Source organism: Neobacillus cucumis, assembly GCF_023715505.1.
The window spans coordinates 189,724-204,589 of record NZ_JAMBOH010000008.1; the positions used below are offsets into that span (position 1 = coordinate 189,724).

Sequence of the window (14,866 nt, forward strand, 5' to 3'; positions counted from 1 at the left end):
TAAGATTTAGATATTTTTAGATAAGTTATTGGAATAACTTGTTGCTAATGAGCGTGAAAAAACTGGGTGTTTTCTTAGTCTGTAAACTAAAATAGAAGCTAGTATGGCTTTTAAGACATCCCCTGGGATATAAATTAAACTTAACTGAACAGCTTTTAAAAGAGGAATGCCCATCATAAATGCTTGGACAGGAATTCCAATTAAATAGATTAATAGAATTCCAACCGTCAGATTAATAAATAAAATATGTTGTATTTTTAAAGTTTGAAAACGTGATAGTAGATAACCAATACAGAAAGCCGTAATAGGCCATGAAATTATATAACCAACACTTGGTCCGACAAATACACTTAGTCCACCTCTTCCTCCAGATAGAAGAGGCATTCCTGCAGCGAGAAGTAATAAAAAGATTGTTTGGCTCATCGCCCCTAATCTTGCTCCCAATACCCCTCCCGCAAGAAGGACACCTAGAGTTTGTAATGTAATGGGAACTGGTGTAAAAGAAAGCATAATAGGCGGAACTACCCCTAGAGCACCCATGACAGCGGCAAACACTGCTACAAAGGTAATTTCTTTAATTTTCATTATTATCTCTCCTAATAATAATATGTACTATTTACAACTATGATAATAATGAATCTCAAATTAAATGTCAACTTAACATTAAATATGGTTAACATTTAAAACGTTATTATTCAAAATAGTATGGATTTGTTATGGATAGTAAATTTACAAGTAAGGTAATTCAGTATTCATGTAAAATATCATACAAGACAGCATACAAACTTATAGTGATTCACTAATTAGTTTCCTTCCATTTCTCTACGTTTTTACTTAAAATTACAGTATAGCAAGGCTATTGAATGTGCTGCTTACTTTGTACAAAGCATAAAAAAATGGCTTGGAAAGCATCCCAAGCCATGAGTTCATCCAGTTGGTAAAACTCACCTACTTATCACACGGTTCTACCTGATTAATGTTAATATTACTAAAGCGCCTCTATTTATGATACGGTTCATTCCTATTAATCCTAAACGCCCGATAAATCTGTTCGACTAAAATCAGCCTCATTAATTGATGAGGGAAGGTCATTCGTGAAAAAGACAGCTGTTCATTTGAGCGTTTGATTACCTCATCACTCAAACCCAGCGATCCTCCAATGACAAATGCAATCTTACTTTTCCCATAAGTAGCTAACTGATCTAAGTTTTTAGCCAACTCCTCAGATGACTGAAGTTTTCCTTGGATCGCTAACGCAATGACATATGTATCCTGGCTGATCTTTGATAAAATCCGTTCGCCTTCTTTTTGCTTCACCTGCAGCATTTCAAGCTCACTTAATTCCTCAGGAGCCTTTTCATCAGCAACCTCTACCATTTCAACTTTTGCATAAGCAGTTAATCTCTTTAAATACTCCTCGATTCCCTGCCGTAAATATTTCTCTTTTAACTTACCAACCGTTATGATCGAGATATTCACAATCCACAACCCTTTTCAACTTAATTACAAACAGCTTACAAACAAGATATCCACAGAAGTTATCCACATATTCACATTTTTTATCCACATCTTGTATGGAATCATTTGTTCGCCACCATATATACAGCCTGTTTTTCACAATATTCACAACTAGCAGTTGGGTTATCCACAGATATTTGTGATAAAACTGGATATGTTTGATACTTATCCACAATATCATCTAATGCAATTTCAACATGCTCTTCACAGCTATAAATCATTCTTACTCCTCACTTTCAAACAATATCGTTATGATTATATTTACCTTTTCAATGTTTATCATACTTTTGACCTCATTCATCATAACATACAAATAAAAATGGGAAAGTGAATGACTCACTCTCCCAAATCAATGCTTATTCAAGTTTTTCGCCTGAGAGCGTTAAAGTAGTTTCCTTTAACTTTCCTTGACGATAAAACTTAACCTTTAATTTCTCGCCAATTTTCTTTTTCTGATATAAATGTTTTCGAAGGTCGATCACATCGTTTATTTTTTCTCCATCCATTTCGACAATGACATCCAGCTCTTGTAAGCCTGCTTGGGAGGCTGGTGAATTTGACATTACCTGACGAAGGGCGACGCCATAATTGATATTACGAGGTAATTTTAGTGATTCCTCTTGATAATACGCTGGAATTTCACTCACTGACTTTAAATCCACACCCATATATGGACGTTTAACAACGCCAAACTGTTCAAGGTCATCAATGATAGGTTTAGCGGAATTAATCGGAATGGAGAGACCAATCCCCTCAACGGCCTCCTGAGAAATTTTCATTGAATTAATCCCGATGACCTGTCCCGCCATGTTGATTAACGCTCCGCCACTGTTACCAGGGTTAATTGCAGCATCCGTTTGTAATACCTCAGACTGCCAATCAACCACACCATCCTGGTTGATATCAACAGGGATGGTCCGTTTTAGACCTGAAATTATTCCTTGGGTTACAGAACCAGAAAAGGTTGCCCCAAGTGGATTTCCAATTGCAATAACTGGTTCTCCCATCTTCAGACTGTCAGAATTGCCGAATTCCGCCACGTTTTTTATTTTGCTCGCATCAATCTCAAGCACGGCTAAGTCTGTCCAAACGTCACTGCCTAGCAGCTTAGCAGGAATCTTTGTTCCATCATCCAAGCTTACCTCAAGTTTTGTTGCACCCTCTACAACATGATGGTTCGTGACCACATAGGCATTATTGCCTGTCTTTTTATATATAACTCCTGATCCGGTCCCAGCAGCTTCTTCTGACGAATCACCATTATCAGACCAAAAGCTTGATGATTGAATATTATTAATGCCAACGACTGCAGCACCTGTTTTTTCAACCGCTTTTGTTGTATTTGTATTAACATCAAATGAAACCTTCTGGACTACATTCTGCTGCTTATCATTATTATTCATTTCAACTGCTTGATTTTGATCTGTTGCTAGTTTATAAGGCAATATTCCTTGCTTTGATAGAGTTGGGATGGCAAGGATCACAATAATTGCGCCTATTATTGCACCGGCCAGGCTGGCGAGAAATACACTGCCTCTTTTAGCTCTTTGCTCCTGGTAGCGTCCCTGTGTATGATCGTCATAATAACCCATTTACACCATTCCCTTCTTCGAAAAGTGTTATTTACTATTTTAGCTCCTACCATCCATTATAATCAATCTTCCCGAAATTACTAAAGCTAACGTTTCCCACAATTAAGAAAAGCGCAAGCACCTTGATGAGCCCCGGCAAGCATAAGACAAGCTGGCCGAAAGGTTGCTTTTTAACCTTTTGGACGGATTGGCTGTAGGGCCATCGAGGGGATAGGCGCTGGAGTTAGACAATTCAAAGTTAAAAAGCTTTATACCTTCTTATCCTATAAAAAAAATGGAGGTCTAAATGACCTCCATCTGATAAATTATACAGCTGTTAAAATTGTTGGGATTTTTGGATCTGTATCATAAAGGTCAAACTGTTCCCCAACAATTAACCCCCGGCTTTCTAATGTTTGTGCAACTGCCATTTTAGCTAAATCCTTCATATTATTATCAAGGCTTAAATGGGCGAGATAGACCCGCTTTGTCTGATCTCCCACCACATCACTCATCGCAAGTGCCGCATCTTCATTTGAAACATGCCCGACATCACTTAAGATTCTGCGCTTAATATTCCATGGATATCTGCCCATCCGCAGCATCTGTACATCATGATTTGATTCGAAGATGTAGACATCTGCATTTGAGATTGTGCCCTTCATCCGGTCACTTACATAGCCAGTATCCGTGATCAGCACCAGTTTTTTCCCTGCATGATGGAACACATAAAACATTGGTTCTGCTGCATCATGGGACACACCAAACGATTCAATATCGGTCGAACCAAAGCTCTTTACGGTTTCCATATTAAAAACAAATTTTTGCTCTGTAGGAATCACGCCTACTGAGCTTTCCATGGCACGCCATGTTTTTTCATTTGCATAGACTGGCAAATGATATTTCCGGGCGAGGACGCCAATTCCCTTGATATGGTCACTGTGCTCATGAGTGACAAAGATGCCGGAAAGCTTGCTGATATCGCGGTCAATCTGTCCAAAAAGAGACTCCATCTGTTTTCCGCTGAAGCCGGCATCTACTAGAAAGGAATGTTCTTCAGACTCTACATACAAGGCGTTCCCCGTACTTCCGCTTGCTAGGATGCTATATCGTAACGACATACTTTTTCACTCCACTTTACTATTTTCCTCGCTATTAAACTCAATAATCTGCCCTTCAAACGCATTGACAAACAGGCTGTCCTTATCATTCACCACAAAGCGCCATGTTGGAGCTAGTACTTGGGATGCAGCCAGTTGGATAAGCGTTGAATAGCCAAGTTCAATCTTCGTAATTTTACTATTTGGTTTTAAGAAGCCTTTTTGATGCAATGTTTCAATTGCCTTTAACGGTGGAAGGATCTCTTCCTTAGCCGTCAACTTTTCAACTTCCTCTAAATAGGTTTGCTGATAGGAGGTAATCTGGTTATCCTCATTGACATTAAACGTAATCATACCATTGATATTTTCGTATAATGGATAACTTTCGTATTGCTGAAAATAGGTGATCGTATGCTTCTTATCATTCTTCTCCCAGAATTGATAATGCTCACCATAAAGTATTCCTGCTTTAATAAAAGAAGCAAGATCTGCAGGTTCAAACTTAGAACTTAACTGAATTGGTTTATCCAGCATGACAACGAGAGTAGAGGTAGGCTCCATTGACACGGCCTTCTGTCCTTTCAATTTTGCCATATCCCCTTTTGTAAATGTCCTAGGCTTCGCACTAAGGTATTGATCTTTAATTGGGGCCTTTGGAAGCTCAACATACGTAATCTCATCCGCCTTCAATTTATCTTCAAAGGAAGTCGGCGTTATCACTTCGTAGTTATTAGCATCCCGCATTTTCATAAATTGAAATAAGAGATACACATCTAAAATTAAAAAGGTAATGATAAAAATGGTTTTTATTTTACTCCAATCCATCCGCAGAACCTCCTCCCAGGTCACTCAGCATAATTTGACCCCAAGATTTGTTATACCGATAAAACCAGGCAGGTTCTAAGAGAATCAGTTTATTCTCATCCGAACTCCTTACCATTTGATAGCCAAGGACAAGTTCTTCGAGAAGCTCCGGTTTAAAGTTCTTATTACTTTGTAAAACCGCCAAGATTTCATGTCCTGATGGAGGCGTAACAGTTTGCATTTCTGTTATTAATGGAAGATCTAAGGTAATATTCGGGCGGACATATTTATTAATCTCGTCATGTCCCCATTCCTCCGTAATTTCGGATAATCCATTATCGTTAAAAATAGGATAACCATCCCTACTGTATAAGCGGAAAATAACCGATCGTTTGGACTCACTTTTAGAAACATAACGAAATGAATCTGTCCAGCCTCCATGTTCATTGACAAAATCAATACTTCTTTTGACCAAATCGTATGAACTATCCACAAAGCTGTCTTCTGTTGTCGGATTGATATATTGCAAAATATTACTGTCATAGTTGACCGTCATTTTACTAGAATCGTTCGTAAATTCCTCCCCATGGGGAATAGAACTTCTTTGAACAAAACTTGGATCGTCAAAAAGTGCATCTTTAAATTCATCGGAATTAAGCGTTACAGGTAAATACTTATAGGTTGTCATTTTTGTTTTATCCTCTGGCAGATAAAATGTGCGTTTATCAGATACTTTATAAGCAAAAAACTTTGGATATTTTGCAGCATTTTTATAGTAATCCCGATTAAACTCATTTAAATTGGCAGATGAAATATGACCGATATAGACCTGTCCCGTTTCAGTGGAGGCAAAGTAAACACTGCTATTACCCTTTTCCAAATTATTAACATTAATAATAATACGATTAAAATTGAAGGGCGGGATTTTCTTCCCTTCAATATTTAAAACACTAAGATATAACTCAATCGGAACATCACTAGGGAAGACTAGTTCAGCATTGCCGCTGCCATGGATAAAACTGTCCACATTTCCAGCCTTTTCGGTATAGTTTTTCACATCAGAGATGGTCCAGCTGCTTATTTCTTTAATTAACTTATCCAATTCATCAGGATTACTAGTTCCATAGTGCTGTCCTTTCACATGAAATAATACCTGATCTGGTCTAACTATTTTTGTCACTTCTTGTTTTTTATCGACTGTTACCTCTTCCAAAGTTTTGCTTTTTTCCAATTTGTCATAGTTTGGCTGGTAGGTCCAAAGATTCCAAGTTAGCAGAAGACTCACCAAGACTAAAATTGTTAAAATTCCTGATTTTATATTTTCGTATCTCATGACCATTCATCCTCTTCAGAACGTTCATACGGCAGGGAAAAGGATATCTTCGTCCCTTTTCCTTCTTCACTTGTTGCCCAAATCGATCCGCCATGAGCCTTAACCATTTCCTGAGCAATCGCAAGTCCCAGACCTGTACCGCCCAATTTACGGGTTCTTGCCTTATCGACCCGGTAAAAACGATCAAAGATTTTCCCAATATTCTCTTTCGGAATTCCTACCCCTTGGTCCGATACGCTGACAATAATCTTATCTTCTTTTTCTTTTATCGAAAAAGTAACCTGTCCACCCTCAGGAGAATACTTTAAGGCGTTAGAGATAATATTGTATAAGACCTGGGTCATTTTATCCTCATCTACTTCCACAAAGATCGCCTGGTTCGGAAGCTTACGTTTAAAGGTTACGTTCTGCTCCTTGGACATTTCAAGCCGATCAATAATGTTATTGTAGAAGTCAACAAAGTTTACCCATTCCTTTGTCAGCTTGTAATCAGTGCTATCCATTTTTGATAATTGGAGCAGGTCATTGACAAGACGGATCATTCTTTCCGTTTCGGTCCGTGTTACCTCTAAGAAGTTAGGGGCTATTTCGGAATCTTGCCATGCGCCATCTGCAAGTGCCTCTAAATAACTGCGCATTGTGGTGAGAGGTGTCCTTAATTCATGTGATACATTGGCCACGAATTCTCTTCTTTCTGCGTCAATCTTTTCTTGCTCCGTGATATCATGCAATACGGCAATCAAACCATTAACAAAACCCGTCTCCTTTTGAATAACGGAAAAATTTGCTCTTAGTATATAGCGCTCTGCTTTTGTACTATAGTCTAAAATTAACGAATCTTTTTCTTCAAGAAGGTCTTCAAAAGTATTTGTATCATCCAAGTCCAATAACTCAACAATTGGCTGTGATAAAACTGTTTCACGTGAAACATTCAGCATTTCTGCTGCGGGATCATTAATTAAAATGACACGGCCTTTTCTATCAGTCGCAATAACCCCATCTGTCATATAAGACAGAACGGATGACAGCTTTCTTCGTTCCCCTTCTGTCCCCGCCTGGGCTTCCTGCAATTTTTTCGTCAAGTGGTTAAAGGTAATGGCGAGCGTACCTATCTCATCTTGACCATACACTTTTACCTTTCGGGAGAAGTTCCCTTTGGCCATTGCAAGTGCTTGTTTTTTCATATCTGCTATTGGCCGTGTAATGGTTTGGGCTAATAAAATCCCCAATAAAGCCGTTATTGATAAGGCAATGGCGGTACCTGTAGCAAAAATATTATTAATAGTTTTCATTTGCTCAAACACATTTTCAATTTTTGCTACAAGGTAAATGGCACCAATTACCTTTTTACCAGATTTAATAGGCGTTGAGAGGACCCAGATTCGATGTCCGGTTTTCTGTTCAATCTTGATGGAACTTTGATCTTCTTCCAAAACCATTGATTGCTTTACCTGAAGTACGGTTGTCCTTTGACCAACAAGTCCCTGGTTACTGGATTGAGAGGTACCAAGTATCTTTAAGGACCGATTCTCAATCACTTGGACCTCTGTGATATCGTTATCACCAACATCAAAGTCCTTAAGAATTTTCTTCAAATCTTCCTCAAGTGTTGGGTCTTCTGCCTTTCTTTCTTTTTCCATTTCCTCGACGACATTATAAGCTAGTAAATCCACCCGCTGTTTAATGGAAGTTTGAAAGTTTGTCCGCAATGTTTGTTCAAGTTGTTTGACAAAGTAAACACCGATAATTTGCATCGCTACTAAGATGAGAAGGACATAAATGAGAACAAACTTTACATGTATAGAACGAAAGAAACCAACCTTTTTCATTAATTAATTACTCCTGTTCAGGATTGCGCAAATAGTAGCCAACCCCGCGGCGTGTGACAATCCATGTTGGATGGCTTGGGCTATCCTCAATTTTTTCACGTAAGCGCCTTACTGTTACATCGACAGTTCGTACATCACCATAATAGTCATATCCCCATACCGTTTGCAGTAAATGCTCTCTAGTCATAACTTGACCAATATGCTGGGCTAGGTAATATAGCAATTCAAATTCGCGATGTGTCAGCTCAATGGTCTCGCCTCGTTTGGAAACCACATAGGCATCCGGATGAATGATAAGTGAACCAATCTCGATTTCATTTGTCTCATTTTCAGCATCTGGCTGCGATAAAATTTGATTATGACGGCGTAAATTTGCTTTTACACGGGCAATTAACTCCCTGGTACTAAAAGGCTTTGTAACATAATCATCTGCGCCCAGTTCTAGACCAAGGACCTTATCAATTTCTGAATCCTTAGCTGTCAGCATGATAATGGGCATTTCATATTTTTTACGGACTTCACGACACACTTCCATTCCGTCACGTAATGGAAGCATAATATCTAAGAGAATCAAATCAGGCTGAACTTCTTCGACTAACTGAATGGCTTCATTGCCATCATAAGCACAATATACGGCATAGCCTTCTTTTTTTAAGTTAAATTGTAAAATATCTGCAATCGGTTTTTCATCATCCACAACAAGTATTTTCTTTTCCATATAATTACTCCTTTTTATTCAATTGAATAAGGCGGTGTGAGCAAGCTCAAGCTTAATCAGTGAAAAGTGAAAAATGTATTTTTTACTCAGATTGGTAAAACAATTTGCTTTCGCGACGCTCCGTTCCTTTACCAATGAGTTTCTAGAAGTCATACCTATTCTATTTTACTTTACCATTTTATACGTAGAAATTCATCTATAAGTAGCAATTGGTAAGTTTGGTATAACATTCATTAACAAATTTTACAATCATGTCCAACATAGAAGAGCCTCTAGTTATGCACTAGAGACTCTTACCATTAATGTAAATAAGATAGCGGGTTGACCAGACTCCCGTTTTTATATACTTCAAAATGAAGATGAACACCGGTGGCGTCACCAGTTGCTCCCATAATCCCGATAGCAGTGCCTTTTGACACCGTTTGGCCTGCTTTGACATTTAAGGAAGACATGTGTCCGTAAAGAGTTTGGAAACCGTTGTGATGGTCAATAATAATTTTATTCCCATAACCATTACCCCAGCCGGCAAAAACCACCACACCATTATCAGCAGCCTTTATCGTCTTATTACTAGGTCTAGCGATATCGATGCCCTTATGCATTTTGCCCCAGCGCATTCCCTGCTTGCTGGATATATAACCACCGACAGCCGGCCATGCAAGGCTGCCCTCACCGCGCGAAGGGATTACTTTCGTTCCTTTTACCACAATATGATTAACAGGCTGTACAACATTCTGCTCATTGGACTGCTCTTTTTTAACAGCTACACCGTTTTGTTCGGAAATTTGATAGGTAACCAAACGAGATCCATTCTGCCCGGGTTGCTTTTCCTTAGTTTCCCCCTTTGGTAAAGAGGGATCCTCAACAACTTGGTTAGAAAATGGAATGACTTCCTTTTGGCTGACTTCTTTATCAACAATCACTTCAATAAACGGTTTAAGCTCTGTCACATTTAATTCCTGACCAACCTTTAAAAGGCTGCCCGCTGTTAAACCAGGATTTAATGCGATTAAATCTCCTACTTTTAAGCCATGCTTATGTGCAATGGTTTCGAGAGCGTCGCCCGCTGCAACCTCATATTTCTTTTCTTCTAAAGTGCCCTTTTGTAAAAAGGTTACGGCATCATCAGCGGTCATAATTTTTTCTGGTGTAATATTTTTTTCTTCAATTGATACATCCTTTGATAAACGGACGTCTAATAAACGAGTTTCATTTTCTTCAAGAGGGGGCAGAACTACATCTTTTTGTTTGTTCCTTGCCTCAAGTTCATTCAGTTGAGATTCTGATACATATTGCAGCTTCAGTTTTCTTATTACTTCCTCAGCAGAATCTTTATTATCCAGGTAAACCACCGGTGTCCCATCCATTATAATCGCTGAAGATTCAGCCTCCAGCCGGAAGATATGATTAAAATGATTAACGGTTTGCTGATTATTAGCTGTTGAGTTGAAGACCTGTTCCGGTATGTATTGGACTTGCGGCTCAATCTTCAAGTCAACATTTGTAAACATTTTCCTCGCGGTGTCTACTTTCTCGGCGATTAGTTTATTCACTACATTCTTATCGGTAACATTACCTACATAGGTCCCATTTAGATATACATGATAGATTTTAGTAGAGTTTGATGATAAAGCAAATGCAATAGGACCATTACTAAAAGCAATAACTGAAGCAGCCATAGCCGTAATGACCGTTGTTTTTAACAGTAAAAATTTATTTGTTTTAGTTCCTTTATTAGAAAATAACATTTTCTCCTCCTAAACCACGGTAAAACCCTTATCAGTCGTATATGTATGTCTAGTAAAGAATTTTCCCATATTTTTGACCATTACTACTTTAACATAGTTTTATTTAGGTAGATAAATAGTCTTCATTATGTAACATAAATGTATAACCGCTGACATTTTTCACATTTTACCGACATATTACTAGTCCTATTTTCATAATGTATTTGTCGAATTTCATCCAGTAATAGGAGAAAAACCCTTATTGTGCAAACTTCTAATAGGACAAGACTAACAAGGTTGGGATTTTCTATATGGAGGAGTTGGGATGAAGCATCATGGCAAAAAGGAGGGAAGATTATTACAGAATAATTGCATAAAAACAAAAGTGCAAGCGCCTTGAACAGCTCCGACAAGCATAAGACGCACAGGGAAGGAAGGCGGTCTTTGCCTTCTTTCCCTGTGCGTCTGTAGACCATCGAGGAGCTAGGCGCTGGAGCTGGACGTCGACAGTCCTTTTATTAACAGTTATCCACAAGCGAAAATTTTATAATTTCCTAATCGAAAAACAAAAAAGAAGCTTGCATATGCAGCTTCTTTTTAATGGCTCAGGACGGAATCGAACCGCCGACACAAGGATTTTCAGTCCTTTGCTCTACCGACTGAGCTACTGAGCCAACAATGGCGGTCTGGACGGGACTCGAACCCGCGACCTCCTGCGTGACAGGCAGGCATTCTAACCAACTGAACTACCAGACCAAATTAATTGATTGTCAGCAAGGAAACCGTCCTTGCCAGCCTTTTGCTGACAATCAAAAGCCATGACCCCTACGGGACTCGAACCCGTGTTACCTCCGTGAAAGGGAGGTGTCTTAACCGCTTGACCAAGGGGCCATATATTGAAAGTTATTTTGCTATGCAAAAAAACTTTGGTGAGCCATGAAGGACTCGAACCTTCGACCCTCTGATTAAAAGTCAGATGCTCTACCAACTGAGCTAATGGCTCGTATTAATATGTTGTTCCTAAACTTTAATTTTCGCCGGATGCCCACGCCTCAGTAAGCTTATTCAAGCAGCAGCTCGGTGTGTGCCCTGATGCTGTTTCAATGGAGCTTATTCGATCGTTCTCTACCAACTGAGCTAATGGCTCGTACTTTTTAACATCGTATCGTGACGACGCTTTTTATAATAGCATGGATGTTATAACTAGTGCAATACCTTTTTTAAAAGTTTTTAAAAAAAGTTTAAAGCCCTCATAGAAGAGGGCTCCTCATTAAAGAAGAATGGAATGTTTTTATCTTTGATAACTATCTAGCTACAGCGCCTAGGGGCTCAAAGATCTACAGCCAAATCCGCCAAGAAGGCTATAGAGCAACCTTCTCGTCGGCCCTTATGCCTGTCGCCCCTGTGCAAGACCCTTTCGCTTTTATATTTGTCTCCAAGGGCTGCGGACTACATTTGTTTGCGTGCGATCTGGGCCGACAGAGAAGGTGGTCAATGGCACACCTGTCAACTGGGTTACACGTTCTACATAATGACGGGCGTTAAGAGGAAGCTCATCCAGTGATTTAACACCAGTAATATCCTCGGTCCAGCCAGGAAGCTCCTCATAAATTGGTTCACATTGTGAAAGAATTCTTAAGTTTGCTGGATATTCAGTAATAACTTCATCCTTATAGCGATAAGCCGTACAAATCCTTAACGTCTCAATCCCTGTTAACACATCAATAGAATTTAGGGAAAGATCAGTTAAGCCGCTGACACGACGGGCATGGCGCACGACAACACTATCGAACCAGCCGACACGGCGCGGACGGCCTGTTGTTGTACCATACTCACGGCCTACTTCACGAATCCGATTTCCAATTTCATTATTTAATTCAGTTGGGAATGGGCCATCACCTACACGTGATGTATAGGCCTTACAAACACCAACAACATGTGTGATTTTAGATGGACCTACACCAGACCCAATCGTTACTCCACCTGCAACAGGATTTGAAGAAGTAACGAATGGATATGTACCTTGGTCAATATCAAGCATAACCCCTTGGGCACCTTCGAACAGAACACGTTTGCCTTCATCTAGAGCATCATTTAAGACAACAGATGTATCACATACATACTTTTTAACTTGCTGTCCATATTCATAGTATTCATCTAGAATATCTTCCTTTTTAAAACCTTCTGTCTCATAAATTCGTTCAAATAAACGATTTTTCTCTTCAAGGTTTTGTTCTAACTTTTCTTCAAAGATTTCACGATCGAGCAAATCCGCAATCCGAATCCCAACACGGGCAGCCTTATCCATATAGGCTGGGCCAATACCCTTTTTGGTTGTACCGATTTTATTTGCACCTTTACGTAATTCTTCTACTTCATCTAATTTTAAGTGATAAGGAAGAATGACATGGGCACGGTTACTAATCCGGAGATTATCCGTTGTCACGCCCTTTTCATGTAAATACGCAAGTTCTGCTACAAGTGCCTTTGGATCAACAACCATTCCATTTCCGATTACACTAATTTTTTCTTTATTAAAAATCCCAGATGGTATTAAATGTAACTTATAGGTTTCACCGTTAAATTTGATGGTGTGTCCAGCATTGTTTCCACCTTGATAACGTGCGATTACTTCTGCATTCTCAGAAAGGAAATCGGTAATTTTCCCTTTTCCTTCGTCTCCCCATTGTGTTCCAACAACCACTACTGATGACATGAATGGCACCTCCGAAATTTCTGTTTCTTATTTAAACCTACACATAGTTTATCAATTTTAGCAGAGTAAAGTCAACAAAACACGAACATTTCCTATAACACTAGAAAAATACGTTCGTAAATATATTAATATATGAAAATTAAAAAAGGATCAGCCAAATAGGCTAATCCTTTATAATAAAACTACGCACCTGGAGGCTCATAACGTGTCTCTAGGTTTACGAATTTATTATATTCCTTCACAAAAGCCAATGCAACGGTTCCGGTTGGACCATTACGCTGTTTGGCAATAATGATTTCAATGATATTTTTATTCTCGGATTCCTTATCATAGTAGTCATCGCGATATAAGAACGCCACGATATCAGCGTCCTGCTCAATACTACCAGATTCACGGATATCGGACATCATTGGACGCTTATCCTGACGCTGCTCAACGCCACGTGAAAGCTGTGAAAGGGCAATAACAGGGACTTTAAGTTCACGGGCTAATTGCTTAAGCGAACGGGAAATCTCAGAAACTTCCTGCTGCCGGTTTTCACCCGATCTGCCGCTTCCTAAAATCAGCTGCAAGTAGTCAATTAATATCATCCCGAGGCCGTGTTCCTGCTGAAGCCGGCGGCATTTTGAACGAATATCACTAATTCTAACTCCAGGTGTATCATCGATAAATATACCAGAGTTGGAGAGACTGCCCATTGCCATTGTTAACTTGCCCCAGTCATCATCTGTTAAGGAACCGGTACGAAGTCTCTGCGCATCAATATTTCCTTCTGAACAAAGCATACGCATAACCAGCTGTTCTGCACCCATCTCAAGACTGAAGATAGCTACATTTTCAGCTGTCTTTGTAGCCACATTTGCGGCAATATTCAAGGCAAAGGCCGTTTTACCTACGGAAGGACGGGCACCCACAATAATTAAATCATTACGTTGGAATCCCGCTGTCATTCTGTCAAGCTCAGCAAAACCCGTTGAAATCCCTGTAATATCCCCAACACGGTTATGCATTTCTTCGATATTATCATATGTTCGGACAAGAACATCTTTAATATTATGGAATGCCCCTGCATTCTTTCTCTGAGCCACTTCCATAATGCTTTTCTCTGCTTCACTTAAAAGAGCTTCTACCTCGTCTTCACGGGAATATCCATCAGATGCAATATTGGTTGCTGTCCGGATGAGTCTTCTAAGCAGCGACTTTTCTTCTACAATTCTAGCATAATACTCTATGTTAGCAGCCGTCGGTACAGAACCGGACAAATCACTTAAGTAACTAACACCGCCTATATCCTCAATCAATTTGGCAGCGGCAAGTTCCTCTGTAACCGTCACAAGGTCAACGGCTTTCCCTTGATCATTTAAATCTAGCATAACATTAAAGATTTTTTGGTGGGAGGCACGGTAAAAGTCCTCAGGTATTAATATTTCTGAAGCCAGTGTCAGTGCAGAAGGCTCTAAAAAGATTGCCCCTAGAACAGCTTGCTCCGCCTCGATATTTTGCGGCGGCATACGATCTGCTAATACATCATTCATCTATCAAAAACCTCC

The 14,866-nt window shown here is 39.4% G+C and carries 12 protein-coding genes and 4 tRNA genes; all 16 read right to left on the reverse strand.

Annotated features, from left to right (window positions below; all coding sequences use genetic code 11):
• Nucleotides 1-6: 6 nt before the first annotated feature.
• The 16 genes from M3226_RS14150 to dnaB all read right to left on the reverse strand — a co-directional run bounded on the left by M3226_RS14150 (nt 7) and on the right by dnaB (nt 14,851).
• On the reverse strand, nt 7-585 hold the full coding sequence (locus tag M3226_RS14150) for a biotin transporter BioY (RefSeq protein ID WP_251566374.1): 579 nt from the start codon (nt 583-585) through the stop codon (nt 7-9).
• A 414-nt stretch (nt 586-999) separates the two neighbouring features.
• Nucleotides 1,000-1,479, reverse strand: a complete 480-nt coding sequence (gene rlmH / locus M3226_RS14155) for a 23S rRNA (pseudouridine(1915)-N(3))-methyltransferase RlmH (protein WP_251566375.1) — start codon at nt 1,477-1,479, stop codon at nt 1,000-1,002.
• A gap of 101 nt (nt 1,480-1,580) precedes the next feature.
• Complete coding sequence (locus tag M3226_RS14160; protein ID WP_251566376.1) at nt 1,581-1,739, reverse strand: CxxH/CxxC protein; 159 nt, start codon at nt 1,737-1,739, stop codon at nt 1,581-1,583.
• A gap of 135 nt (nt 1,740-1,874) precedes the next feature.
• Nucleotides 1,875-3,110: a S1C family serine protease gene (locus tag M3226_RS14165; RefSeq protein ID WP_251566377.1), complete on the reverse strand. Its 1,236-nt coding sequence runs from the start codon at nt 3,108-3,110 to the stop codon at nt 1,875-1,877.
• A gap of 305 nt (nt 3,111-3,415) precedes the next feature.
• Nucleotides 3,416-4,210, reverse strand: a complete 795-nt coding sequence (locus M3226_RS14170; RefSeq protein ID WP_251566378.1) for an MBL fold metallo-hydrolase — start codon at nt 4,208-4,210, stop codon at nt 3,416-3,418.
• A 6-nt stretch (nt 4,211-4,216) separates the two neighbouring features.
• Nucleotides 4,217-5,014 carry a two-component system regulatory protein YycI gene (locus M3226_RS14175; RefSeq protein WP_251566379.1) on the reverse strand — a complete coding sequence of 266 codons (798 nt, stop codon included), beginning with the start codon at nt 5,012-5,014 and terminating at the stop codon, nt 4,217-4,219.
• Complete coding sequence (locus tag M3226_RS14180) at nt 5,001-6,326, reverse strand: YycH family regulatory protein (protein WP_251566380.1); 1,326 nt, start codon at nt 6,324-6,326, stop codon at nt 5,001-5,003. The genes M3226_RS14175 and M3226_RS14180 overlap by 14 nt, the downstream gene beginning before the upstream one ends.
• Nucleotides 6,323-8,155 carry a cell wall metabolism sensor histidine kinase WalK gene (walK, locus tag M3226_RS14185; protein ID WP_251566381.1) on the reverse strand — a complete coding sequence of 611 codons (1,833 nt, stop codon included), beginning with the start codon at nt 8,153-8,155 and terminating at the stop codon, nt 6,323-6,325. Before walK ends, M3226_RS14180 begins: the two co-directional genes overlap by 4 nt.
• Before the next feature lie 7 nt (nt 8,156-8,162).
• Nucleotides 8,163-8,873 (reverse strand): response regulator YycF, encoded by a 711-nt coding sequence (gene yycF, locus M3226_RS14190; protein WP_251566382.1) that lies wholly within the window; start codon nt 8,871-8,873, stop codon nt 8,163-8,165.
• A gap of 299 nt (nt 8,874-9,172) precedes the next feature.
• Nucleotides 9,173-10,621 (reverse strand): peptidoglycan DD-metalloendopeptidase family protein, encoded by a 1,449-nt coding sequence (locus tag M3226_RS14195; RefSeq protein ID WP_251566383.1) that lies wholly within the window; start codon nt 10,619-10,621, stop codon nt 9,173-9,175.
• A gap of 580 nt (nt 10,622-11,201) precedes the next feature.
• Nucleotides 11,202-11,274 (reverse strand) — tRNA-Phe (locus tag M3226_RS14200).
• A gap of 5 nt (nt 11,275-11,279) precedes the next feature.
• Nucleotides 11,280-11,356, reverse strand: a tRNA-Asp gene (locus M3226_RS14205).
• A 63-nt stretch (nt 11,357-11,419) separates the two neighbouring features.
• Nucleotides 11,420-11,491: transfer RNA gene (locus M3226_RS14210), tRNA-Glu, on the reverse strand.
• A 36-nt stretch (nt 11,492-11,527) separates the two neighbouring features.
• Nucleotides 11,528-11,603: transfer RNA gene (locus M3226_RS14215), tRNA-Lys, on the reverse strand.
• 420 nt (nt 11,604-12,023) lie between these two features.
• Nucleotides 12,024-13,316, reverse strand: a complete 1,293-nt coding sequence (locus tag M3226_RS14220) for an adenylosuccinate synthase (RefSeq protein WP_251566384.1) — start codon at nt 13,314-13,316, stop codon at nt 12,024-12,026.
• A gap of 182 nt (nt 13,317-13,498) precedes the next feature.
• Nucleotides 13,499-14,851: a replicative DNA helicase gene (gene dnaB / locus M3226_RS14225; RefSeq protein WP_251566385.1), complete on the reverse strand. Its 1,353-nt coding sequence runs from the start codon at nt 14,849-14,851 to the stop codon at nt 13,499-13,501.
• Between the last annotated feature and the right edge of the window lie 15 nt (nt 14,852-14,866).